Source organism: Pseudomonas sp. GL_091, from assembly GCF_057837725.1.
In genome coordinates this window covers 1,224,131-1,247,829 of sequence record NZ_CM174451.1, presented here as the reverse complement: position 1 = coordinate 1,247,829, position 23,699 = coordinate 1,224,131, and the positions used below count along the sequence as shown (strand labels likewise).

The 23,699-nt window shown below is 61.2% G+C and carries 22 protein-coding genes; 2 read left to right on the top strand and 20 right to left on the bottom strand.

Going from position 1 to position 23,699, the window contains the following annotated elements; translation table 11 throughout:
• Window positions 1-87 precede the first annotated feature (87 nt).
• A complete protein-coding gene (locus AC3ITY_RS05585; protein WP_489308049.1) occupies window positions 88-708 on the top strand; it encodes an energy transducer TonB in 621 nt (206 codons plus the stop codon).
• A 22-nt stretch (window positions 709-730) separates the two neighbouring features.
• Here the strand turns inward: AC3ITY_RS05585 and AC3ITY_RS05580 are convergent, their stop codons facing one another.
• The 6 genes from AC3ITY_RS05580 to ppc all read right to left on the bottom strand — a co-directional run bounded on the left by AC3ITY_RS05580 (window position 731) and on the right by ppc (window position 7,397).
• Window positions 731-1,552 (bottom strand): isocitrate lyase/PEP mutase family protein, encoded by an 822-nt coding sequence (locus AC3ITY_RS05580; RefSeq protein WP_489308048.1) that lies wholly within the window; start codon window positions 1,550-1,552, stop codon window positions 731-733.
• A gap of 34 nt (window positions 1,553-1,586) precedes the next feature.
• The gene (locus AC3ITY_RS05575; RefSeq protein WP_489308047.1) at window positions 1,587-2,447 is read right to left on the bottom strand and encodes a DUF72 domain-containing protein; all 861 of its coding nucleotides are present in this window, start codon (window positions 2,445-2,447) and stop codon (window positions 1,587-1,589) included.
• The gene (locus AC3ITY_RS05570) at window positions 2,447-2,752 is read right to left on the bottom strand and encodes a hypothetical protein (RefSeq protein ID WP_008051395.1); all 306 of its coding nucleotides are present in this window, start codon (window positions 2,750-2,752) and stop codon (window positions 2,447-2,449) included. Before AC3ITY_RS05570 ends, AC3ITY_RS05575 begins: the two co-directional genes overlap by 1 nt.
• A 310-nt stretch (window positions 2,753-3,062) precedes the next feature.
• Complete coding sequence (gene tsaB, locus AC3ITY_RS05565) at window positions 3,063-3,737, bottom strand: tRNA (adenosine(37)-N6)-threonylcarbamoyltransferase complex dimerization subunit type 1 TsaB (RefSeq protein ID WP_489308046.1); 675 nt, start codon at window positions 3,735-3,737, stop codon at window positions 3,063-3,065.
• Between the two features lie 94 nt (window positions 3,738-3,831).
• A complete protein-coding gene (adk, locus tag AC3ITY_RS05560; RefSeq protein ID WP_223442674.1) occupies window positions 3,832-4,479 on the bottom strand; it encodes an adenylate kinase in 648 nt (215 codons plus the stop codon).
• 287 nt (window positions 4,480-4,766) lie between these two features.
• Window positions 4,767-7,397 (bottom strand): phosphoenolpyruvate carboxylase, encoded by a 2,631-nt coding sequence (ppc, locus tag AC3ITY_RS05555; protein WP_489308045.1) that lies wholly within the window; start codon window positions 7,395-7,397, stop codon window positions 4,767-4,769.
• Between the two features lie 202 nt (window positions 7,398-7,599).
• On the opposite strand from ppc, the gene AC3ITY_RS05550 reads away from it, so the two are divergent.
• Window positions 7,600-7,944, top strand: a complete 345-nt coding sequence (locus tag AC3ITY_RS05550) for a hypothetical protein (protein WP_008051389.1) — start codon at window positions 7,600-7,602, stop codon at window positions 7,942-7,944.
• Between the two features lie 67 nt (window positions 7,945-8,011).
• On the opposite strand, the gene AC3ITY_RS05545 is transcribed toward AC3ITY_RS05550, so the two are convergent.
• The 14 genes from AC3ITY_RS05545 to AC3ITY_RS05480 form a co-directional block, all read right to left on the bottom strand.
• Window positions 8,012-8,341: a PA3694 family proteiin gene (locus AC3ITY_RS05545; RefSeq protein WP_489308044.1), complete on the bottom strand. Its 330-nt coding sequence runs from the start codon at window positions 8,339-8,341 to the stop codon at window positions 8,012-8,014.
• Window positions 8,338-9,252, bottom strand: coding sequence for an alpha/beta hydrolase (locus AC3ITY_RS05540; protein WP_489308043.1), 915 nt, complete (start codon window positions 9,250-9,252; stop codon window positions 8,338-8,340). The genes AC3ITY_RS05545 and AC3ITY_RS05540 overlap by 4 nt, the downstream gene beginning before the upstream one ends.
• Before the next feature lie 58 nt (window positions 9,253-9,310).
• Complete coding sequence (locus AC3ITY_RS05535) at window positions 9,311-10,588, bottom strand: flavohemoglobin expression-modulating QEGLA motif protein (protein ID WP_489308042.1); 1,278 nt, start codon at window positions 10,586-10,588, stop codon at window positions 9,311-9,313.
• Between the two features lie 32 nt (window positions 10,589-10,620).
• Window positions 10,621-11,175: a hypothetical protein gene (locus AC3ITY_RS05530; RefSeq protein ID WP_489308041.1), complete on the bottom strand. Its 555-nt coding sequence runs from the start codon at window positions 11,173-11,175 to the stop codon at window positions 10,621-10,623.
• Window positions 11,176-11,314: 139 nt separating this feature from the next.
• Window positions 11,315-12,031 (bottom strand): TetR/AcrR family transcriptional regulator, encoded by a 717-nt coding sequence (locus AC3ITY_RS05525; protein ID WP_489308040.1) that lies wholly within the window; start codon window positions 12,029-12,031, stop codon window positions 11,315-11,317.
• Window positions 12,032-12,129: 98 nt separating this feature from the next.
• Window positions 12,130-13,632 (bottom strand): lysine--tRNA ligase, encoded by a 1,503-nt coding sequence (gene lysS / locus AC3ITY_RS05520; protein WP_104450709.1) that lies wholly within the window; start codon window positions 13,630-13,632, stop codon window positions 12,130-12,132.
• A gap of 110 nt (window positions 13,633-13,742) precedes the next feature.
• A protein-coding gene (prfB, locus tag AC3ITY_RS05515) for a peptide chain release factor 2 (protein WP_185754790.1) occupies window positions 13,743-14,838 on the bottom strand; the annotation gives its coding sequence in 2 pieces (ribosomal slippage) (window positions 13,743-14,765 and window positions 14,767-14,838; 1,095 coding nt in all).
• 250 nt (window positions 14,839-15,088) lie between these two features.
• On the bottom strand, window positions 15,089-16,090 hold the full coding sequence (locus AC3ITY_RS05510; protein WP_489308039.1) for a diguanylate cyclase domain-containing protein: 1,002 nt from the start codon (window positions 16,088-16,090) through the stop codon (window positions 15,089-15,091).
• Between the two features lie 48 nt (window positions 16,091-16,138).
• Window positions 16,139-17,149: a chemotaxis response regulator protein-glutamate methylesterase gene (locus AC3ITY_RS05505; protein WP_489308038.1), complete on the bottom strand. Its 1,011-nt coding sequence runs from the start codon at window positions 17,147-17,149 to the stop codon at window positions 16,139-16,141.
• Window positions 17,146-19,425 carry a hybrid sensor histidine kinase/response regulator gene (locus AC3ITY_RS05500; RefSeq protein WP_489308037.1) on the bottom strand — a complete coding sequence of 760 codons (2,280 nt, stop codon included), beginning with the start codon at window positions 19,423-19,425 and terminating at the stop codon, window positions 17,146-17,148. Before AC3ITY_RS05500 ends, AC3ITY_RS05505 begins: the two co-directional genes overlap by 4 nt.
• Entirely contained in the window at window positions 19,422-20,102 is a 681-nt protein-coding gene (locus tag AC3ITY_RS05495; protein WP_489308036.1) for a chemotaxis protein CheW, read from the bottom strand. The genes AC3ITY_RS05500 and AC3ITY_RS05495 overlap by 4 nt, the downstream gene beginning before the upstream one ends.
• Complete coding sequence (locus tag AC3ITY_RS05490) at window positions 20,099-21,370, bottom strand: CheR family methyltransferase (RefSeq protein WP_489308035.1); 1,272 nt, start codon at window positions 21,368-21,370, stop codon at window positions 20,099-20,101. The genes AC3ITY_RS05495 and AC3ITY_RS05490 overlap by 4 nt, the downstream gene beginning before the upstream one ends.
• Window positions 21,367-21,903: a chemotaxis protein CheW gene (locus AC3ITY_RS05485; protein WP_489308034.1), complete on the bottom strand. Its 537-nt coding sequence runs from the start codon at window positions 21,901-21,903 to the stop codon at window positions 21,367-21,369. The genes AC3ITY_RS05490 and AC3ITY_RS05485 overlap by 4 nt, the downstream gene beginning before the upstream one ends.
• Complete coding sequence (locus tag AC3ITY_RS05480) at window positions 21,903-23,525, bottom strand: methyl-accepting chemotaxis protein (RefSeq protein ID WP_489308033.1); 1,623 nt, start codon at window positions 23,523-23,525, stop codon at window positions 21,903-21,905. The genes AC3ITY_RS05485 and AC3ITY_RS05480 overlap by 1 nt, the downstream gene beginning before the upstream one ends.
• Window positions 23,526-23,699: the final 174 nt, after the last annotated feature.

Genomic DNA, 23,699 nt, shown 5'->3' with positions numbered 1-23,699 from the left:
ACACGCTCAAAAAATTAATGATCGGCAAAAACTGCCGATAACAAAACTATCGAGCATTTTGCCAGAGCTGAGCGTCGACCGAGAGAAATGTCAGACATTCAACCCACAATCACAGGTTTTATCTCGCCCTACGGCGACTACAACCTGCGAAACACCCAGGCACTGAGCGGCGTCAGCCACATCTGGCAGGATTTCTTTGCCCGAGCGCTGGCCGAACAGTCGGGTGAAGTGCTGCCGCAATCGCTGAATTTCCCACCGGTCGATCTCGAAAGTCCGGTCGAACCGACCGTCGGCAGCGAGCTGCTGGAGCACATCGTGTCCCAGCGCGAATGCGAGGTGAAAGACAATGTAATCCGCCCGCCCGAGCCACTGTTCCTGCCGATTGCCGAATTCGAAATGGACCTGGCCGACAAACCACGCCTACCGTTCCCGGCGGATGAAATCGTCGCCCAGCAAAAACAGCAGGACTTCGAAAGCGGCTGGGTTCGCCCGATCGTGCTGAAAGCCGGTCAGCCGGTATACGAAGCAGGCCCTGCCCCGCAACCGCGTCCGCTGCACCTGCCCATCGCCGAATTCGAACTCGACCTGCTCGACAAGCCGTTCCCGCCGTTCTCGCCGGAAGAACGGGTGGAGCAGCAGAAACAACTCAATTTCGACAATGGCTGGGCGCGCCCGATCATCTTGCAGAACCTGCGCATCGCCGCCTGATCCTCAGCCGCGCCCTCTTCCCTCAGCCTTTGAAAAACTGATTGGCCTTCTGGTACGGCATCGACCGGGAAGTGAAACCGAACGTGCCCGACGTCTGGATTTCTTCGGCGGCGCGAAAGAATTCACCATAGGCCGCCAATGCCAGCGCCGAGCCGACGCTGATGCGTTTGACGCCCATCTCACCCAACTGCGCGACCGTCAGCTTCAAGCCGCCCGACATCAACACATTCACCGGTTTGGGCGACACGGCGCGCACCACCGCCAGCACATCCTCGGCGCTGCGCAGACCCGGTGCGTAGAGCACGTCGGCACCGGCCTCGGCGAATGCCTGCAAGCGGCGGATGGTGTCGGCCAGATCGGGATTGCCGTGCAGGAAGTTTTCCGCCCGGGCAGTCAACGTAAAGTGGAACGGCAAACTGCGAGCGGCAGCCACAGCGGCTTCGATGCGCGCCACGGCGTGTTCGAAACAATAGATCGGACCTTCTTCGCGGCCGGTGGCATCTTCGATCGAACCACCGACGGCTCCGGCCTCTGCTGCGCGCACGATACTTTTCGCGCAGTCGGCCGGGTTGTCGGCAAAGCCGTTTTCCAGGTCCACGGCAACCGGCAGGTCGGTGGCGGCGACAATCGCCTGAACGTTCATCAAGGTGTCGTCGAGGGTCAATCCGCCATCGGCACGGCCCTGGGAAAAGGCATAACCGGCGCTGGTGGTCGCCAGCGCCTCGAAGCCGAGGCTGGCGAGCATTTTCGCCGAACCGGCATCCCACGGATTGGGAATCACAAAAGCCCCGGGGCGTTCGTGAAGGGCTTTGAACGCCTGGGCTCGAAGGGTTTGCGCATCCATTGGGCAGGCTCCTGAAGAGGGGAAAGAATCCGCCTCAGAGCAGGCCAAGTTGCTCGGCGACGGGTTCTCTGTATAGCTCAGGCAGCGCCGGCAAGCCAGGCAAACGCAGCATCAGCCGGGCGTGAAAACGCTGCGCCAGTTTCGCGGCCAGCAGGTTGTCGGCGGTGTGCAGGAAGATATACGGCGTGCGGCCCTCTTCGATCCATAACGCAATTTTTTCGACCCACGGCTCCAGGAACGTATCGTTGGCTTCAAGCGTTGGATGGCCAATAAAACGCACCTGCGGGAATTGCGTGAATGCCGCAGGGCGCGGTGGCACACGGGGTTTCTTCGATTGGGCGTGGAGCACCGAGGGCTCGGTTGACGTGCAACTGAACAGCGCACGGGGATCGAGACAGATGCGTTCGACACCGCGATCCAGCAGCAGACGGTTGAGCATTCGCTCGCTGTCACCCTTGGCGAAAAACTCGTCATGTCGCACTTCAACGGCCAGCGGTCGCTGCAGGGCATCGATAAATCCGGCCAGTTCGGGCAAACGTTGGGGCGTGAAGCTTTTCGACAACTGCAACCAGAGTGGCGACACCCGCTCACCGAGAGGGCTGAGTAACTGAGTGAAGGTCTCGGCGGCGGTCAGTTGCTCGCGCAGATCACCACCGTGGCTGATCTCGCCGGGAAACTTGGCGGTGAAGCGAAAGTGTTCGGGCATGGTTTCGGCCCAACGCTGCACGGTGCTGGCAGCCGGGCTCGCGTAGAAGGTCGTGTTGCCTTCTACGGCATTGAATACCTGGCAATAGAGATCAAGAAAATCGGCGGTTTTGGCGTCCGGCGGATACAGGTAGTCGCGCCAGGCGTTTTCGCTCCAGGACGGGCAACCGAGGTAATACGGCAGCAACATCAGATATACAGGTCGAGACCCAGCACATCCGCTTCCCAATCGACGAAACCGGCGGTGCTCAGGTAGCTGGCCAGGGCTGTCGCCACGCTTTTGCTCATGGCACGGTGGTAAATCAGATCTTGCTGACGGGCGGGAAGATTGCTCAGTTTTTGCGCAGAGGCTTTGGCGGCGCGGGCAGCCAATTGCTCTTCAGTCGGGAATTCCAGCTCGCCTTCGATATCAATGGCGTCGTCTTCCACCACGCGGCCTTTGCGAGGTTTGCGCTTGATGGGGTAGGACTGAGAGGAAACGCCGTCTATACGCATAGGTGCATACTCGGAATCAGTGATGGCAGTTTAGTGGCACGCTTCCCACTTCGCAAACCGCCGAGTGATAACTAGAACACATAAAAGGCAAAAGGTTTAAAAGCTGCGGTTAGAAAACGATGATTGGCCGATGGGTGGATTATTTTGTGGCGAGGGAGCTTGTCGGATCGCCGCACCGTCCCGTTCGGCGGCGAAGCCGTCGCAAAACCTGACGGCGAGTTGCGCCTGATGAAATTGGGGGCCGCTTCGCAGCCCAGCGGGAGCAAGCTCCCTCGCCACAGAAACTCCCTCACCTCAGAGGTCGTACAGATTACCGCGCCTTCGGCGTCGCCACTTTGTCACGCAGATAAACCGGCTGCGCCTCGTCGGCCACGATCGCCTCGCCGCGCGCCCAGGCAAACCGCGCCAAAGTCAGCAAGTCTTGCGCGTGTGGCAACATGCCCGCGTCCTGCCCGCTCAGACTGACGGCGATACGCTCGCCATAACCCCAACCGGTGCCTGCGCCAAACCATTCGCCGTCGGCATTGGCCGGCAATCCAGCGGACTCCGGCGGCAGTACCGCTTCCGCACCCACCAGGCGCATCTCCCCGGCCGTTTCGCGGTAGCAACCCCAATACACTTCGTCCATCCGTGCGTCGATGGCCGCGGCGACCTGAGTGGCACCGTGTTCGCGCAGCGCACGTTGCGCCAGCACGGCCAGGTTCGACACCGGCAGCACCGGGCGATCCAGGGCAAACGCCAGGCCTTGCACCACGCCGATGGCAATGCGCACGCCGGTGAAGGCGCCCGGGCCACGGCCAAACGCGATGGCATCGACCGCTTGCAGCGTGGTCCCGGCATCGGCCAGCAATTGCTTGATCATCGGCAACAGCTTCTGCGCGTGCAGGCGCGGGATCACCTCGTAATGGCTCGTGACCTTGCCGTCATGCAGCAAGGCAACGGAGCAAGCTTCAGTCGCGGTGTCCAGGGCCAGCAAGGTGCTCATCGATGTATCCACAAGAGAGATCAGAAAAAAGTGCGTCAGTATAAACAACTACGGCCCGCAAGCGGGCCGTGGATGATGCAGCGGATCAGGTTTTTCAGCTCAGGGCTGCAAGCACCTTGGCGGTGATCGCTTCAACCGAACCGACGCCTTCGATGTGGCTGTACTGTGGCTTGCCATTGGCAGCCGACAGCTTCTGGTAGAAGTCCACCAACGGCTTGGTCTGGGAATGGTAGACCGACAGGCGATGACGCACGGTTTCTTCGGTGTCGTCCTTGCGCTGCACCAGCTCTTCACCGGTGACGTCGTCTTTGCCAGCGATTTTCGGCGGGTTGTAGACGATGTGGTACACGCGGCCGCTGGCCTCGTGAACACGGCGACCGGCGATACGCTGGACGATTTCTTCGTCTTCAACGGCGATTTCAACCACTGCATCCAGCTCGACGCCGGCAGTCACCAGGGCTTCAGCCTGGGGAATGGTGCGCGGGAAGCCGTCGAACAGGAAACCGTTGGCGCAGTCGGACTGGGCGATGCGGTCCTTGACCAGTGCGATGATCAGGTCATCGGACACCAGGCCGCCGGCATCCATGATGCTCTTGGCCTTGATGCCCAGCTCGGTGCCGGCCTTGACCGCTGCACGCAACATGTCGCCGGTGGAGATTTGCGGAATGCCGAATTTTTCGGTGATGAACTTAGCCTGAGTACCTTTACCGGCCCCGGGAGCTCCCAGCAGAATGACGCGCATCGATGTGCTCCTCAATTTTTATATGGATAACGTCAGATTCGCCTCGTGGGGCCAATCTCAAAAATAGGGTCGTGACCGCCCAAACGGTCAAAGGCTGCTCAAGATACACAGCAGGCTGCGCCCACACAAGACGCCAAAAGTCGGAGAAACCGCTGCCTCTTGCGACCATTGCGCACAGTTTCCCAAGTCGCAACCCCATCATTAACTGTCGCCTGACAGCACTTTTCAACCCGTCAAACGGCGGCATCCGGCTCACTTGCCGGATGCCTGACCCCACGGCAAAAACCTTAGCCGGTGTTACGCAAACCGGCGGCAATCCCCGCCACAGACACCAGCAAGGCCTGTTCTACCGGGCTGCCCTGCGCCACGTCCTGCACTCTTGAACGGGCCAGCAACTCGGCCTGCAATAGATGAAGCGGGTCGAGGTAGGTGTTGCGCAAGCGGATGAACTCAAGGGTCGCTGGGCTATGTGCCAGCAGCTGCGACTGCCCGGTCAGGCCGAGAACGATGGTGCACGCCTGCGACAATAGGTCGCGTAAGTGCGCACCCAATGGCAACAGATTCGGCTCCACCAGACGCTCATCGTAGGACTGTGCAATGTCGGCATCGGCCTTGGCCAGGACCATTTCCAGCATGTCGATTCGAGTGCGGAAGAACGGCCACTGCTCGCGCATTTGCCCCAGCAGTTCGCCTTCGCCACGCTCCAGTGCCTTGCTCAGGGCCGCTTCCCAACCCAGCCAGGCTGGCAGCATCAGGCGTGTCTGGGTCCAGCCGAAGATCCACGGAATCGCCCGCAGGCTTTCGATCCCCCCGGCCCGGCGCTTGGCTGGACGACTGCCCAGCGGCAAGCGACCGAGTTCCTGCTCCGGCGTGGACTGGCGGAAATACTCCACGAACTGCGGGTTTTCCCGCACCACGGCGCGGTAGGCGCTGACACCGTCCGCGGCCAGCTCGTCCATCAAATGGCGCCACTCGGGCGTAGGTGGCGGCGGAGGCAGCAAGGTCGCCTCCAGCACGGCGGCCAGGTACAGATTGAGGTTTTGCTCGGCGATGTCCGGCAGGCCGAACTTGAATCGAATCATTTCGCCCTGTTCGGTGGTGCGGAAACGCCCCGCCACCGAGCCCGGTGGCTGCGACAGGATCGCCGCGTGGGCCGGGCCGCCGCCTCGCCCCACGGTGCCGCCGCGACCGTGGAACAACAGCAGCTCGACGTCGTGCGAACGGCAGATATCCACCAGTCGCTCTTGCGCCCGGTACTGCGCCCAGGCCGCCGCGGTGGTGCCGGCGTCCTTGGCCGAGTCGGAGTAGCCAATCATCACTTCCTGCGGCCCTTGCAGGCGCGCGCGATAGCCCGGCAACAGCAGCAGCTTCTCGATCACCGGACCCGCGTTGTCGAGGTCGGCCAGGGTTTCGAACAGCGGCACCACGCGCATCGGCCGCAACACGCCGGACTCTTTGAGCAGCAATTGCACGGCCAGCACATCGGAAGCCGCTCCGGCCATGGAAATCACATAGGAACCGAGGGATGCCGACGGTGCAGCGGCGATTTCCCGGCAGGTCGCCAGCACCTCGGCGGTGTCGGCGGAAGGCTTGAAGTACGTCGGCAACAAGGGACGACGGTTGCTCAATTCGCGCATCAGGAAGGCGATGCGCTCTTCCTCGCTCCAGTCCTCGTAGCGTCCCAGGCCAAGGTAGTCGGTGATTTCAGTCATCGCGGCGGTGTGCCGCGACGAGTCCTGGCGTACATCCAGACGAACCAGGAACAGGCCGAATGTCACTGCCCGACGCAGGCAATCGAGCAACGGCCCGTCGGCGATCACGCCCATGCCGCACTCGTGCAAGGAGCGGTAGCAAAGCTCCAGTGGATCGAGCAGTTCGCGGTTGTCTTGCAGCACATCGGTCGGTGCCGGCGCTGGCGTCGACAAGGCGGCGTGTGCCCAGTTACGCGTTGCCCGCAGGCGTTCGCGCAGCTGTTTGAGCACTGCCCGGTACGGTTCGGCGCTGTCTCCCGCCTTGGCCTTCAATTCATCGCTGGCCTGCTGCATCGACAGCTCAGCGGCCAGGCGATCGACATCGCGCAGGTACAAATCAGCCGCCATCCAGCGCGCCAACAGTAAAACCTCTCGGGTCACCGCCGCCGTCACGTTCGGGTTGCCGTCGCGGTCGCCGCCCATCCACGAGGCAAAGCGAATCGGAGCCGCCTCCAGTGGCAAGCGCAGGCCGGTGGCGGCGTGCAGGGCCTGATCGGCCTTGCGCAGATAATTGGGAATGGCCTGCCACAGCGAATGCTCGATCACCGCGAAACCCCACTTGGCTTCGTCCACCGGCGTCGGACGCGTGCGGCGAATTTCTTCGGTATGCCAGGCTTCAGCGATCAGGCGTTGCAAGGTGGTCTTGATCTGCTCGCGCTCGGCACTGGTCAGGTCACGGTGATCCTGAGCCGCCAGTTGCGCGGCGATGGCGTCGTACTTCTGGATCAGTGTGCGGCGTGCAACTTCGGTCGGGTGCGCGGTCAATACCAGTTCGATCTCCAGCCGGCCCAGTTGCCGGGCCAGCGCGTCGGCGCCATGCCCCTCGGCGCGCAGGCGCGCGAGCAACTCAGGCAGCACCCGGGCTTCGAACGGCGCCTCCTGGGATTCCTCGCGGCGGTGAATCAACTGGTACTGCTCGGCGATGTTGGCCAGGTTGAGAAACTGGTTGAACGCCCGCGCCACCGGCAGCAACTCGAATTCGCTCAGCTGATTGAGGCTGGCGCTGAGCTCGGCGTCCATGGAGCCGCGTCGGTCAGCCTTGGCGCCCTTGCGGATCTGCTCGATCTTGTCGAGAAAACCGTCGCCATATTGCTCACGAATGGTGTTGCCCAACAGCTCACCCAACAGGTGAACGTCCTCGCGCAAGCGTGCATCAATATCGGTCATCAGCAGGTCTCCAGCAAAAAATCCGGGCGGCTAAGAAACAAGAGAGTGCCGCCCCAGACCGGTTCTTACAAGCAAGACGACGAAGGGCCTGTAAACCTTGCCTGTTGAGGCTAGTCTGAACGGTAAGCCGTACAACGGTTGTCGCCGGCCAATGCCGGACACTCACTCTGCCTGCCACGAGCGGGAGCGCAATGAGGTCAATATGAAAATCCGCGAGCTTGCCCACCACTGGGAAGAAAACGCCAAGGGTCGCCTGACCGACACCGGCTACTCGATTCATCTGGATGTGGAGTCTGCCGCACGGCTGGCCGCGCTCGTCGAGATGTACCCCAAGCGGCATCCCGAAGAACTGCTCGGCGATCTGATCGGCGCCGCACTGGAAGAGCTGGAAAGAAGCTTCCCGTACGTCAAAGGCACGACCGTGGTCGCCACCGATGAAGAAGGCGATCCGCTGTACGAAGACATCGGGCCGACCCCGCGCTTTCTGGCGCTGTCCCGTCGGCATTTGCACGATTTGTCGGTGCCTGACGACAAACAGAAACACTGACTTTCCACAGAACCTGTGGGAGCAAGCCCGCTCCCACATTGGATCTGTGTTGTTAGTTAGAACCGGGTTACTGCTCCAGCTTCTGCGGCGTTTCCTGCCCCATGCAGCGCACCGCTTTTTTCTTGCTGTCGACCAACACGCCGGTCAGGCCTTTCTGATCCATGTCGAACAGCACCAGCACGCCATCGATGCACTGCGCCACTTGGGCGGCCGGTTCCAGGGAGACTTTGTAGTCTTCACCCGGCACAGTCTTGAGCATGGTGAATTCGTTGAGCAGCAACGCATCCTCAGGCTTGGCGAAGTGCAGGTAGCCGTACCACCACAGGGCCCCGACGGTGCCGAGGATGCTGCAGATACCGGTGATGATCAGCGGGATGGCGTTACGTTCTTCACTCATTGCGGACTCTCTGGTGGTTCATCTTCTGAATTCGGGGGCGCCGGGTAATTGGGAATCTCACCCAGGCGGCGCAGGCCGTTGAAATGCTGCGGATCATCAAGATAACGCAGCATGACTTTGCGCCAGACCGGGTTGGCGAACGTCTGCACATGACCGCCACGGGTCAGTTGCAGCACTCGCGGCGGCGGCGCAGCTTGATACAGTCGGATGCCGTTGGAAAGAGGCACGATCGGGTCGTCGATGCTGTGGTAGAGCAGTTTCGGCACGTCCTTGAGTTGCGCCATGGAGTTGATCGCGCTGTCGCCGTCCGGCACCAGCCACGACAACGGCACCTGGAACGGCCAGGTCATCCAGGAATTGCTCAGGGCAAACCGGCCTATGCTGCGATAGCTGGCGGGCACACCGTCGAGGACAAAAGCCTTCAGTTGTTTCTGCCGTTCCGGGTGCTGAACCAGGTAATGCACGGCCATCGAGCCTCCCAGGCTCTGGCCGAGCAGGATCAGCGGCTTGCCTTGAACCTCCGGCGCCTTGTCCAGCCAGGCGAACGCCGCATCGATGTCCTGATAGATTGCCGGCAGGCTCGGTTCGCCTTCGGACAAGCCATAACCGCGATAGTCCACAAGCAACACCTGGTAACCATTTTTCGGCAACCAAAAGCTCCCACCGAGGTGCATGGGTAGGTTTCCGCCGTTGCCGTGCAGGTGCAGCACCGTGCCTTTGACCTCCACACCCTTCTTCGCCGGCAGCCACCAGGCATTCAGCTTGAGGCCATCGGCAGTGTTCAAGGTGACAGTGCGGTATTCGAGCCCGGCCTTTTCCGGCGTGAACAACTGGCCGGGTTCAGGGTAGAACAACAGCGAACTGCAACCGTTCAAGGCCAGGAGAAGGCAGAGGATGCCGAGGATTCTCATCCGTTGAAACCTCGCAGCGAAGATTGGAATACATACCCCACAGGTGACCTCATCGGGCCTACAAAATGTTGGAGTAATCCGCCTCGATCCGGTCCAGGCTCAGGTGGTTGAGGAAGTTGGAGAAGCACATCCACGCCGACAGCGCGTTCAGGTCACGGAACTGATCCGGCAAATACTTCGGTGGCACCACCAGGCCTTCGTCCACCAACTGGCGCAAGGTGCGCATGTCTTCCAGGGTGGTCTTGCCGCAGAACAACAGCGGTATCTGCTCCAGCTTGCCTTTGCGCACGGCCAACTGAATGTAGTTGTAAACCATGATAAAGCCCTTGAGGTAGGACAAGTCTTTGGTGAATGGCAGACCTGTCGGCACCGAGCCACGGAAAACCCGACTGGCGTTGCCGTAGCTTTCCGCCATTTCAAAACCTTGCTCGCGGAAGAACTCGAAGATCTGCAGGAAGTCCGCGCCCTCTTCCACCATGTGAATGGCGCGGGTGCGGTTGGTCAGTTTGCGCAGGCGACTCGGGTACGAGGCGAAAGTGATGATTTCCATCAGGATCGCCAGGCCTTCCTGAGTCACCGTCGACGACGGCGGACCTTTGGAGAGAAAGGTGCAGATCGGCTGGTTCAGACCATTGAGCGTGGTCCCCACATGCACCAGCCCTTCGTGGACTTCCAGGGCGCGCACGTCACGGTCGTTGAACATCGCGTCGGCGCGGATCTTGATGTAGTCGGCGCCAGCCGCCGCATCGGCGACGATCCCGTCGGACTCGAATACGCGAATGGTTTCCTCGGCCTCGCCGAATACCTTGTTCAAGCGGGTTTGCAGCAGGTGGACGGCTTCCTTGGCGGTGAGGATTTTCGGTTCGTCCTTCAGGTCGCCACGACCGTCGATGTTGTTCAGGTATTCGGACAACATCATGCCCAGGTCGGACAGCGTCGGGTCGCCGGCATGGAACGCGTCGGACGCGGCGCCGTACAACTCCTGGGAAATCAGGCCGAAATCCTCGGTGCCACGCGCTTCGAGCATGCGCACCACCATGCGGTATTCCTTGCACATGCGGCGCATGATCTGGCCGACCGGGTTGAACTGGCCGAGCTGGCGCGTGATGTCGCGCTCGATGTTCTGGAACTCCAGCTTCACTTTGCTGGAGTCGAACGCCAGCGGCCGGTTGAGATAGTAGTCGCGGTCCACCGCCGGCATTTCCTTGCCCTTGGCCTTGAGGAAGCCCTTACGAATGTTGTCGTCCCATTTGACCGCATCGAGGACGCGGATCGGCGTCTGCGCCAGCACGATGCGATCGGACAAAATGCGTATCGACTGTTGGTAATCGTCCACGCGAAACTCCTGTAGAAACCTGTTTGTGCTGCTTATTTGGCTTTAGCCTGACGCTGGTAGCGTACGGCTTCGACGAACACATCGGAATTGGCCGGGTCGTCGAGGTAGGCGGCGACTTGATCCATGTGGCTGTCGATCAATACACCATCGCCGTCGTTGGTCTGGAAGCTTTCACCGCTCAGGGCTTTCTGCTTGATGGCTTGATTGATCTGTTCGAGATCGAGGTTGTAGACCACCAACTCATGTTTGTCGGTCAGCTCAAAACCGCCCAGGGTGAAATGCCCGCCGAACTGCGCCGGCACCTTTGCCGACAGATACCAGCGGTTGCCATGGCGCGACACTGTGAAGGGATAGGCCTCCCGCGCCTTGGGCCTGGCCCGGTAATAGCTGACGGCCTGATAGCGGTTGTCGCCGATGCGGGTCAGTTCGAGGTTGAGCGGCTCGCCCCAGGCATTGGTACTGGTCCATTTGCCGAGCAATCCCTTGGGCGCGGGTTCGCTTGCAGGCAGCGGTTCCTGGAAGGTCACCAGACAACCACTGAGCAGCAGAAACGACAAGGCGATCACAACGACACGCCAGGCTTTCATTCAAAACTCCCTATGAACACACCGCTGACCTGTAGGAGCGAGCCTGCTCGCGATGAGGGTGTGCCAGACAACATCAATGCTAAATGTTAAGCCGCCTTCGCGAGCAGGCTCGCTCCTACAGGGGTAACTCCGCCCGGAATCACACCGACGCCAGCACCAGGTGCATGTAGCGCGTCAGGATGCCGAGCATTTCTTCTTCGGCGGCAGGCTCGTCTACGTTGAGCAGGCCCTGATATTCCATCCGGCCGATAATCGCCGTCAACACCTTGGCATCCTGATGCGGCTCGCGCGAGCCCAACACCTGGAACAGCTGGCAAGAGCCCTGCAAGAGGATTTGCTGATGCGAGCGCACCAGTTCGGCCAGGCGCGGGTTGAGCAATGCCTCCTGACGGAACGCCTGCTCGGCCATCAAATGTTCACGGCGATTGACCAGTTGCCGGTGAACGTAATCGGTCATCAGCCGCGCAATGTCGTCCGCCAGTTTCGAGCGCGCCTGCGGGCTGCCATCGCCACTGTCGATCATCTCGCGCAGCAGGCCTTCGTTGTTCACCCACAGTTTGCCCATGTACGCCGCACTGCGTTCCACGTATTGGGCGAAGGTATCGGTGAGCAAGTCATCGATATCCTTGAAATAGTAAGTGGTCGCCGACAACGGCACTTGCGCCTCGGCGGCCACCGCACGGTGCCGGACGGCCCGTACGCCGTCACGCACGACAATGCGCATGGCGGCATCCAGGATTTCCTGTCGTCGCTGTTCGCTGCCCTGTCGGCTGGCCTTGCGGCCCTGGTACTGAACACTTTCAGCGACCGCAGTGGCGACACCCGCTGCACCTTCTTGAGCCATTGCACGAATCACGACAGGTATTTCCTCTCAGATGAAAGTAACAAGTTGATACGTTTGTACCAGACAGGCAATAAAAAGCCGCCTCAAAGGCGGCTTTTTAATTGAAACACTTACGCTTGCGGCCGCATGTGCGGGAACAGGATCACGTCGCGGATCGACGGCGAGTTGGTCAGCAGCATCACCAGACGGTCGATACCGATGCCTTCACCCGCCGTTGGCGGCATGCCGTACTCCAGCGCACGAACGAAGTCGGCGTCGTAGTGCATGGCTTCGTCGTCGCCGGCGTCCTTGTCGGCCACTTGCGCCATGAAGCGCTCGGCCTGGTCTTCCGCGTCGTTCAACTCGGAGTAGGCGTTGGCGATTTCACGACCACCGATGAACAGCTCGAAACGGTCGGTGACGTTCGGGTTCTCGTCGTTACGACGGGCCAGCGGCGACACTTCGAACGGGTACTGGGTAATGAAGTGCGGCTGCTCCAGCTTGTGCTCGACCAGCTCTTCGAAAATCATCACCTGCAGCTTGCCCAGACCTTCGAAGCCCAGCACCTTGGCGCCGGCTTTCTTGGCGATGGCGCGAGCCTTGTCGATGTCGTTCAGATCATCGGCGGTCAGCTCGGGGTTGTACTTGAGGATCGAGTCGAACACCGACAGACGCACGAACGGCTCGCCGAAGTGGAACACCTTGTCGCCGTACGGCACGTCGGTGCTGCCCAGAACCAGCTGCGCCAGTTCGCGGAACAGCTCTTCGGTCAGGTCCATGTTGTCTTCGTAGTCGGCGTAGGCCTGGTAGAACTCCAACATGGTGAATTCAGGGTTGTGACGAGTCGAAACGCCTTCGTTACGGAAGTTGCGGTTGATCTCGAACACTTTCTCAAACCCGCCAACAACAAGGCGCTTGAGGTACAGCTCCGGCGCGATACGCAAGAACATTCCCATGTCCAGCGCATTGTGGTGGGTTTCGAACGGCTTGGCTGCTGCGCCGCCCGGAATGGTCTGCAGCATCGGCGTTTCCACTTCCAGGAAGTCACGCTTCATCAGGAAGCTGCGGATGTGGGCGATGACTTGCGAACGCACGCGGAAGGTCTGGCGCACATCTTCGTTGACGATCAGGTCAACGTAGCGCTGGCGGTAGCGCTGTTCGGTGTCGGTCAGGCCGTGGTGCTTGTCCGGCAGTGGGCGCAGGGACTTGGTCAGCAGGCGCACGTTGGTCATTTCAACGTACAGGTCGCCCTTGCCGGAACGGGCCAGGGTGCCCTCGGCGGCAATGATGTCGCCCATGTCCCAGGTTTTCACCGCGGCCAGGGTTTCTTCGGACAGGGTCTTGCGGTTGACGTAGACCTGGATGCGACCGGTCATGTCCTGGATCACCATGAACGAGCCACGGTTGAGCATGATACGACCGGCAACCTTGACCGGGATCGCAGCCTCTGCCAGCTCTTCCTTGGTCTTGTCCGCGTACTGTTTCTGCAGTTGCTCGCAGTAGTTTTCGCGGCGGAAGTCGTTCGGGAAGGCATTGCCCTTGGCGCGCTCGGCAGCAAGCTTTTCCTTGCGCAGGGCGATCAGGGAGTTTTCTTCCTGTTGCAGGGCTTGCGGGTCGAGTTCTAGGTCGCTCATGTCTTTAAAAATTCCATCAGGTTCGTTGTCCCCAGCCTGCGGCTGGGGATCGCGGGCAAGCCCGCTCCTACAAGGATCATGCTGAGTCAGCCGATCCTGTATTGCATTGCTTACAGCCCGGACTTCAGGCTCGCTTCCAGGTATTCGTCGATGTCGCCATCGAGCACCTTGTCACAGTCGCTGCGTTCGATGTTGGTGCGCAGATCCTTGATCCGCGAGGCATCGAGCACGTACGAACGGATCTGATGACCCCAGCCGATATCGGACTTGGTGTCTTCCAGCGCCTGGGACGCCGCGTTGCGCTTTTGTATTTCCTGCTCGTACAACCTGGCCCGCAGCATTTTCATGGCGGTGTCTTTGTTGGCGTGCTGGGAACGTTCGTTCTGGCAGCTGACCACGGTGTTGGTCGGTACGTGGGTGATACGTACGGCCGAGTCGGTGGTGTTTACGTGCTGACCACCGGCACCCGAGGAACGATAGGTGTCGATCCGCAAGTCTGCCGGGTTGATTTCGATTTCCACCTTGTCATCGATCTCTGGCGAGACGAACACCGCGGAGAACGAGGTGTGGCGACGGTTGCCGGAGTCAAACGGGCTCTTGCGCACCAGACGGTGCACGCCGATCTCGGTCCGCAACCAGCCAAACGCGTATTCGCCCTTGATGTGCACGGTCGCGCCCTTGATCCCGGCGACTTCACCGGCCGACAGCTCCATGATGGTCGCGTCGAAACCGCGTTTGTCGGCCCACCGCAGGTACATGCGCAGCAGAATGTTGGCCCAGTCCTGGGCTTCGGTGCCGCCGGACCCGGCCTGGATGTCCAGATAGGCGTTGTTCGGGTCCATTTCATGGCTGAACATGCGGCGGAATTCCAGCTTGGCCAGACTTTCCTCGAGACGGGCCAGCTCGGCGACGACATCGCCCACTGCGCCTTCGTCGTTCTCTTCAACGGCCATGTCCAGCAGGTCGCGGCAATCGGCCAGACCAGTGTTCAGCTCGTCGAGGGTATCGACGATCTGCGCCAGCGCAGCGCGCTCGCGGCCCAGTTCCTGGGCGTATTCAGGTTTGTTCCAGACACTCGGATCTTCAAGCTCGCGATTGACTTCGGTCAGACGCTCATGCTTTTGATCGTAGTCAAAGATACCCCCGAATAGTTTCGGAGCGCTCGGACAGGTCCTTGATGGTGTTCAGGATCGGGTTGATTTCCATGACGGGCAGCACTCGTTGGCGAACTTTTGAAAGCCGGCGAGTATACCGGGAAACGGTCGGCAACGGCAGTCCGCTTGGCTGAAAAGGCAGGTTTACCGGCGATCTTTGCAACCACGCAGAACCCTGTAGGAGCGAGCTTGCTCGCGAAAAAGCCAAAAGCAACGCTGGGCATCTGGCGCTACGCGTTATCGTTCACGACCATCGTCGGATCGCCGCCCGGAGCAAGTTCGCTCCTACAAGGGGAAACGGCTCACTCAACCCCCACCTGATTACGCCCATTGTTCTTCGCCGAATACAGCCCCTTGTCCGCCGCCAGGATCAGATCGCGGCAGTTGCTGCCCGCTTTCGGGGTAATAGTCGACAGCCCGATGCTGATGGTCAGGCTCGAACCTTCGGCTGGCGAGTTATGCGGGATCTTCAGGGCTGCCACGGTCTGGCGCAGCTTCTCAGCCACCAGCCGTGCACCGCCCTGAGAGGTATTGGGCAGTACCAACGCGAACTCTTCGCCGCCGTAGCGGGCCGGCAAGTCCGAAGGACGGGCGCTGGCGTCCTTGATCGCCGTGGCGACCTTGCGCAGGGCTTCATCGCCTTCCAGGTGGCCGAAGCTGTCGTTGTAGGCCTTGAAGTAGTCCACGTCGATCATCAACAACGACAACTGGCTCTGCTCACGCAGCGAACGGCGCCACTCCAGCTCCATGTATTCATCGAAGTGCCGACGGTTCGACAACCCCGTCAGGCCATCGGAGTTCATCAAGCGTTGCAGCACCAGGTTGGTGTCGAGCAGTTGCTGCTGGCTGACCCGCAACGCGCGGTACGCCGCATCCCGTTGCAGCAGGGTCATGTAGGAGCGCGAGTGATAGCGGATGCGCGCGACCAGTTCGATGTTGTCCGGCAGCTTGACCAGATAATCGTTGGCCCCGGCGGCAAAGGCCGCGCTCTTGATCAACGGGTCTTCCTTGGTCGACAGGACGATGATCGGAATGTCCTTGGTCGCCGGGTGATTGCGGTATTCACGCACCAGGCTCAGGCCGTCAAGGCCGGGCATCACCAGATCCTGCAGGATCACTGTCGGCTTGATGCGCACCGCGTGGGCGATGGCCTGGTGCGGGTCGGCGCAGAAGTGGAAATCGATATTCTCTTCGTTCGACAGGCCGCGGCGCACGGCTTCGCCGATCATCGCCTGATCGTCCACCAGCAACACCATGGCGGCGTTTTCGTCGGTCTTGAAGTCGTCGAGCTGTAATTCAGTCATGTGCGGTCACCTGAGTACTACCTGAGCCAGGAATGAGGGAAAAGGTGCTCATTTGGCGAAAATCTCCAGCAATCGTGGTGCTATCTTGTCCAGCGGGCGAATCTCCACGGCAGCTTCGATGGCCGCGGCCGCCTTCGGCATGCCGTACACCGCACTGCTGCTTTGGTCTTGTGCGATGGTCAGGTAGCCCTGTTCGCGCATGAGTTTAAGCCCCTGGGCGCCATCACGCCCCATGCCGGTGAGCAAAATCCCCACGGCGTCACCGTTCCAGTAACTGGCCACGCTCTCGAAGAACACATCGATGGAGGGCCGGTAGATCTCGTTGACCGGTTCGGCGGTGTAGGCCAGCGTGCCGTTTTTCAGCAAGCGAATATGGTGATTGGTGCCGGCCAGCAATACCGTGCCGCTTTGCGGCGGTTCGCCTTCCTCGGCCAGGCGCACGTTGAGGCCGCTGGCGCTGCCGAGCCATTCGGCCATGCCGGCGGCAAACACCTGGTCAACGTGCTGCACCAGCACGATGGCCGGAGAGAAATCACTCGGCAGTCCCTTGAGCAAGACTTCCAGCGCTGCCGGTCCACCGGCGGATGAGCCAATGGCGATCAAGCTCTGGCGTGAGCCCGAACTGCGCAACGGTGCCGGCGCCGGGCGCGGGCGGTTGCCCTTGTCGCCGATCAGCCAGACGATGTTCAGGATCTTGCGCAACAACGGCGCGGCCCCTTCCTGGGCATTGCCGGCGCCGAGGGCCGGGGTGTCGACCACGTCCAGCGCACCGTGGCCCATGGCCTCGAACACCCGGTGCACATTCTGCTGGCGATCTACGGTGACGATGACGATGGCACACGGAGTCTCGGCCATGATCCGCCGCGTGGCCTCGACGCCGTCCATTACCGGCATGATCAGGTCCATCAGAATCAGGTCCGGCGTGTCCAGCGCGCACTGGCGCACCGCCTCGGCGCCATTGCCGGCGACCCAGACCACCTCGTGTGTCGGCTCGAATGCCAGGGCGCGGCGCAGGGCCTCCACCGCCATAGGCATGTCGTTGACGATTGCAATCCTCATGCCCGCGCTCCCCCAATGAGCTCGACCACCGCATCGAGCAAGGCATCGTCATGAAAACTGGCCTTGGCTAGATAATAGTCGGCCCCGGCATCCAGTCCACGGCGCCGGTCCTCTTCACGATCCTTGTAGGACACCACCATCACCGGCAGCGATTGCAGGCGATTGTCCCGACGCAGCAGCGTCACCAGCTCGATGCCATCCATACGCGGCATATCAATGTCGGTGATCAGCAGATCGAAATCCTCCGAACGCAGCGCGTTCCAGCCGTCCATGCCGTCCACCGCAACCGCCACGTCGTAGCCGCGATTGAGCAACAGCTTGCGCTGCAACTCTCGCACGGTCAGGGAATCATCCACTACCAGAATTCGTTTGCGGGCCGCCTCGACCACCTGATTGCTATGGCGGGCAATGCGTTCCAGACGCCCGGTGTTGAGCAGTTTCTCCACCGAACGCAGCATGTCTTCGACATCGACGATCAGCACCACCGAACCGTCGTCGAGCAGAGCCCCGGCGGAAATGTCCTGCACCTTGCCCAGACGCTCATCCAGCGGCAGCACCACCAATGTCCGCTCACCGATAAACCGTTCCACCGCCACCCCGTAGATCGCATCGCGCTCGCGAATCACCACGACTTTCAGGGTTTGCCCGCTGTTCTGGCTGGCCGGACGTTGCAGCAACTGACTGGCCGCCACCAGGCCGACATGTCGGCCTTCGTGCCAGAAATGCTGGCGGCCTTCGACCTGCACGATATCCGCCGGCTCCAGGTCGCACATACGCTCAATGTGCGCCAGCGGGAAGGCATAGGCTTCGTCGCCGACGTCCACCACCAGGCTGCGCACCACCGACAGGGTCAGCGGTACCTCAAGGTGGAAACGACTGCCCTCGCCTGCCGTCTGCTCCAGCACCACCGCGCCGCGCAACTGCCGGACCATGTGCTGCACCGCATCCAGGCCGACGCCGCGACCGGACACCTCGGTGACCGTGTCGCGCAAACTGAAACCGGGCAGGAACAGGAACGTCAGCAACTCCTCTTCGCTCAACTGAGCAGCGGTTTGCGCGGGCGACAAACTTCGTTCAACGATGCTGCGACGGAGCTTTTCAAGATCCACGCCGTTGCCGTCATCGCTCAATTCAAGCACCAGCAAACCAGCCTGATGCGAAGCGCGCAGGCGAATCAAACCTTCAGCCGGCTTGCCCGCCAGCAGGCGTTGTTCCGGGGTTTCGATGCCGTGGTCGACCGCATTGCGCAACAGGTGAGTCAGCGGTGCTTCAAGCTTTTCCAGCACGTCGCGATCGACTTGGGTATTTTCGCCTTCAATTTCCAGCCGCACCTGTTTGCCCAGATCGCGCCCCAGATCCCGGACCATCCGCACCTGCCCGCTCAGCACATCGGCAAACGGCCGCATGCGACAAGCCAGCGCCGTGTCGTACAACACCTGTGCCCGCTGGCTGGCATGCCAGGCAAACTCATCGAGTTCGGCGTTCTTTTCCATGAGCAGTTGCTGGGATTGCGCGAGCAAGCGGCGCGCATCCTCAAGGGTTTCCTGAGCCTCCAGGCTCAAGGCGTGATCCTTGAGATGCACGTTGAGATTCTCCAGTGCGCGCAGGCTATTGCTCTGCATGCGCTTGAGTCGCTGCATGGTCGCCAGGTGCGGTTTGAGCCGCAGGGTTTCCACCAGGGATTTGCTCGACAGATCGAGCAGGCTGTTCAGGCGCTCGGCGGTGACACGCAGCACACGTTCGCCGTTTTCGGTGGTGCGTTTGGTCCTGCTCGGGGCTGGAGCCGGTGGCGGTTCGACGGCAGGCGCCGGCGGCTCGACCTTGGGCGCGGGTGCCTCGAGTTGTAGCTCGGCCATCACCGGTGCAGCAGCCGCAATCAAGAAGGCCACCGGGTCCAGCAACCCCGCCATCAATACCACATAGGCGTCGATGTCCGCGGCCCCCGGCGTGCTGTTCGGTGTGGCGATGCGCATCAGCAAATCGGTGCCTTGCAGCAAAGCATCGATGTGCTCGGGGCGCAGCAACAGGCGGCCTTCCTGGGCACTGACCAGGCAATCTTCCATCACATGGGCAACGCTGACCCCGGCATCGACGCCAACGATTCGCGCCGCCCCCTTGAGCGAGTGCGCCGCACGCATGCACGATTCAAGTTGATCGGCCTGAGTCGGATCGCGCTCAAGCGCCAGCAGGCCGGCGCTCAAGACCTGGGTCTGGGCCTCGGCCTCCAGGCTGAACAGCTCCAGCAGAGATGCGTCGCGCATTTGCTCGGGGGTCATGTGAGGCTCCGGGTCACGGCGGACAGCAGCTGCTCTTCATCCAGCCAACGCAGGCTGCGACCTTTGAATTGGAACACGCCACGGGTGTATTTGGCGCTGGCCTGAGCACCCGAGCGCGACGCGGCATTGAGGATGTGCTCATCGATGGCGTGAATCCCGTCGACCTCATCCACCGGCACCACCACCGGCCCGCCATCGGCGGCGATGATCAACATGCGCGGCATGACCCGCGCGCCAGGTGCCACGTTGCTGGTGCCGTCGAGCCCGAGCAGCTCCACCAGCGACAGGCAGGCAACCAGCGCGCCGCGCACATTCGCCACGCCGAGCAAGGCCCGGGAACGTTGATGCGGCAAAGAGTGAATCGCTTGCAGCGGCGCCACCTCTACCAGGCTACGGGTCGCGAGCCCCAGCCACTCTTCACCCAGACGGAACATCAACAGCGAGCGGGTTTTCACCTCGCTCTCGACCGCGACGGATACGGGCCCGCGATCCTCCTGCTGCAACGCATAGCGATCGAGCAAGCGTGTGGCGGCCGCCGAATACACCGCACAATTGCGGCAATGAATGTGCTCGCTGAGCAGCGGGCAGGACTTGTCGCCGTGAATACCAATGCGGTTCCAGCAGTCGTCGATGGCCTGGGCATCCCGGGTGACGCTAAAGGTGTCGGAGGCGATCATCGTTTACGCTCACTGTCGGCGGCGCGTGCGCTGCGGGCGGCACGCTCCTGCAATCGTCTGGCTCCCATCACGTCGCCCTGGGCCTGCAGCAATCCGGCCAGGTGCATCAACGCATCAGGATGTTGCGGTTCGAGGTACAACGCCTTGCGGTAAAAACCCTGGGCTTCAAGGGTATTGCCGGCCACATCGCTGAGCAGTCCCAACCAATAAAAGACTTGAGCCACCGGCTCATGGCTGCGCAAGTAGCTTTCACACGCCGCTCGCGCATCGGCGCTTTTGCCTTCATCGGCCAGCACGGCGATATTGGCCAGCAGCGCGGCAGTATCGGCACCTGAGATTGCAGGCACAGCCTGCAGCGGCGCAACCCGGGCAAACGGACGACTGCGCACTGGCGCAGGCGGTGGATTGCGCAGCGGTTGCGGCACTGGCAATGGCGCGGGAACGAATGCCGGCAAGGGTTCAGGGTCCGGCATCCCTTGCCGGCTGAACGCGAAGGACTGTGCGATTCCGATCGAGCGCATTCCCAAACGCCCCAGCAGACTGCCTTCGGCCGGACCGATAAACAGCACGCCCTCAACGTGGGTCAGGCACTTGAGTACTTCGAAGACTTGCTTCTGGGTCGGCTGGTCGAAATAGATCAGCAGGTTACGACAAAACACGAAATCGAATGCAGGCTCACCGGCCAGCAAGGCCGGATCCAGCAGATTACCGACCTGCAGGCGTACTTGCTCAAGCACACGCTGATCGAGGCGATAGCTCTCGCCTTCGGCAATGAAATGACGGTCGCGAAACGCAATGTCGTCACCCCGAAAGGAATTCTTGCCGAACAACGCCCGCCGGGCTTTTTCCACTGACAACGGGCTGACGTCCAGGCCGTCGACCTTGAACTGGTGCGGTTTGAGCCCGGCATCGAGCAGCGCCATGGCGATCGAGTACGGTTCTTCGCCGGTGGAGCACGGCAGGCTGAGAATCCGCAGTGCGCGCAGGTTGTTGATCTCGGCCAGACGCTTGCTCGCCAGTTTCGCCAGGGTGACGAAGGATTCCGGATAGCGGAAGAACCAGGTTTCCGGAACGATCACCGCTTCGATCAACGCCTGCTGCTCGTCCCGAGAGCCCTGCAAGGTTCGCCAATATTCATCGGCCGAAGGTGCTTGCGCAGCGATGCTGCGCTGGCGCACCGCCCGCTCGATGATCGCAGGTCCTACAGAGGTCACGTCGAGTCCAATACGTTCCTTGAGGAAGTCGAAAAAACGCTGGTCGCTGTTCATGGCCGCTCCTGCAGCAGCGCCGGATCCATTGGCGGCGCGGGAAACAACAATGCACGCACCTGATCGTCCAGCAGATCGCCGACCCGTACCCATTGCAGCAAGCCCTGTTCGTCCTTGCGGACCGGCCCGAGGTAAGGCGTCTGGCGATTGTCCAGGCCGTAGGGCTGAAAATCCGCCGGATCGCAGCGCAAGGTGTCAGTCGCCTGTTCCAGAATCAGCCCAAGCAGCTGTGTCTCGGCGGTTTCATCCGGTCGATAGTTGACCAGCACCAGTCTAGTGCTGGTACGGGCCTGTGCCGGCGTACCAAAGGTCAGTGCGCTCAAGTCGATCACCGGCACCACAGTGCCCCGATAGGCGAACACCCCGGCGACCCAGGCGGGGGCCTGGGCAATGGGCTTCAAGGGCAGGCGCGGCAGCACTTCAGCCACTTCGACTGCCTTCAAGGCATAGCGCTCGTTGCCGATGCGAAACACCAGAAACAATGCATGCAGCGCCCGCGTCACGGCAGAGCGTTTGGCCGTGATTTCGCTCATCAGACTTTGAATCGCGAAACGCCGCTGCGCAGCCCGACGGCCACCTGGCTCAGCTCATCGATGGCGAAACTGGCCTGGCGCAGCGACTCGACCGTCTGGCTGCTGGCATCACCCAACTGCACCAGCGCATGGTTGATCTGCTCGGCACCGGTGGCCTGGGCCTGCATGCCTTCGTTGACCATCAGCACCCGCGGCGCCAGCGCCTGGACCTGATGGATGATCTGCGACAACTGCTCGCCGACCTGCTGCACCTCGGACATGCCGCGACGCACCTCTTCGGAAAACTTGTCCATGCCCATGACCCCGGCCGACACCGCCGACTGGATCTCGCGCACCATTTGCTCAATGTCGTAGGTGGCCACGGCCGTCTGGTCCGCCAGACGCCGCACTTCGGTGGCGACCACGGCAAAACCGCGACCGTATTCCCCGGCCTTCTCGGCCTCGATGGCGGCGTTGAGCGACAACAGATTGGTCTGGTCGGCGACCTTGACGATGGTCACAACCACCTGATTGATGTTGCCGGCCTTCTCATTGAGGATCGCCAGTTTGGCGTTGACCAGATCGGCCGCGCCCATCACCGAGTGCATGGTTTCCTCCATGCGCGCCAGGCCCTGTTGCCCGGAGCCGGCGGCCACGGAAGCCTGATCGGCGGCGGAGGAGACCTCGGTCATGGTGCGCACCAGATCCCGGGAAGTCGCAGCGATTTCACGGGAGGTCGCGCCTATTTCCGTGGTGGTGGCGGCGGTTTCGGTAGCGGTGGCTTGTTGCTGCTTGGACGTCGCGGCGATCTCGGTCACCGACGTGGTCACCTGCACCGACGAACGCTGGGCCTGAGACACCAGAGAAGTGAGCTCGGTCATCATGTCGTTGAAACCGGTCTCTACCGCGCCGAATTCGTCCTTGCGCTCCAGATTCAGGCGACTGCTGAGGTCGCCAGTGCGCATGATTTCGAGGATTTTCACGATGCGGTTCATCGGCGCCATGATGGCGCGCATCAACAACAGGCCAGAGAGGGCGGCGGCCAGCACCGCGATCACCAGGGAAATGCCCATGATGACTTTGGCGGTGAGCACTGCATCATCAATGGCCGCGATTTCTGTGTCCGCCACGGTCTTGTTATGACGCAGGATGTCATTGACCTTCATTCGACCCGCTGTCCAGGTCGGGGTCAGTTCACCGTTGAACATGTTGACGGCCTCGGCGTTCTGGTTGCGTTTATGCAACTCGATCACCGCGGCCAGAATCCGGTGGTAGTCCTCATGAAGTTTTTCGAACGCTGCGAAATCGACCCTGTCTTCTTCGTCGGCCATCGTTGCACGGTAGAGGTCCATCTGCTCTTTCAATCGCGCAGCGAAGCCCTTGAAGTCCGCGGCATCCTCGGCAGTGAAGCCCTGCCCTTCCTCCAGGCCGAGCATGGCCTGAAGGCGTACATAACTGTCGGACCACGCGCCACGAATCATCGAACTGTAATACACCCCTGGCAGAGCGTCCTCACGCACGCTGGCCTCGCTGTTTTCGATCGTCAACAGCCGGGAATACGAGACGACCACCATCAGCAACATGATGGCGATAATTACCGCAAAGCTCGCCAAAATTCGTTGGCGCAACGTCCAGTTCTTCACAGTCAATCCTCGGGGGCTGATACGAAATGCGGGGAGTATAGCCGAGGGCGGTGTTTCATTTATAAGACGGTTGCGCACCGCTTCTCATCCCGTTGAAAAAAGGCGGGATGGGCTCTGGGTGGGGACTGTCCGCTAATGTAGGGGATGGGTGCCAGGGGTGATTGGGTAGAAAGG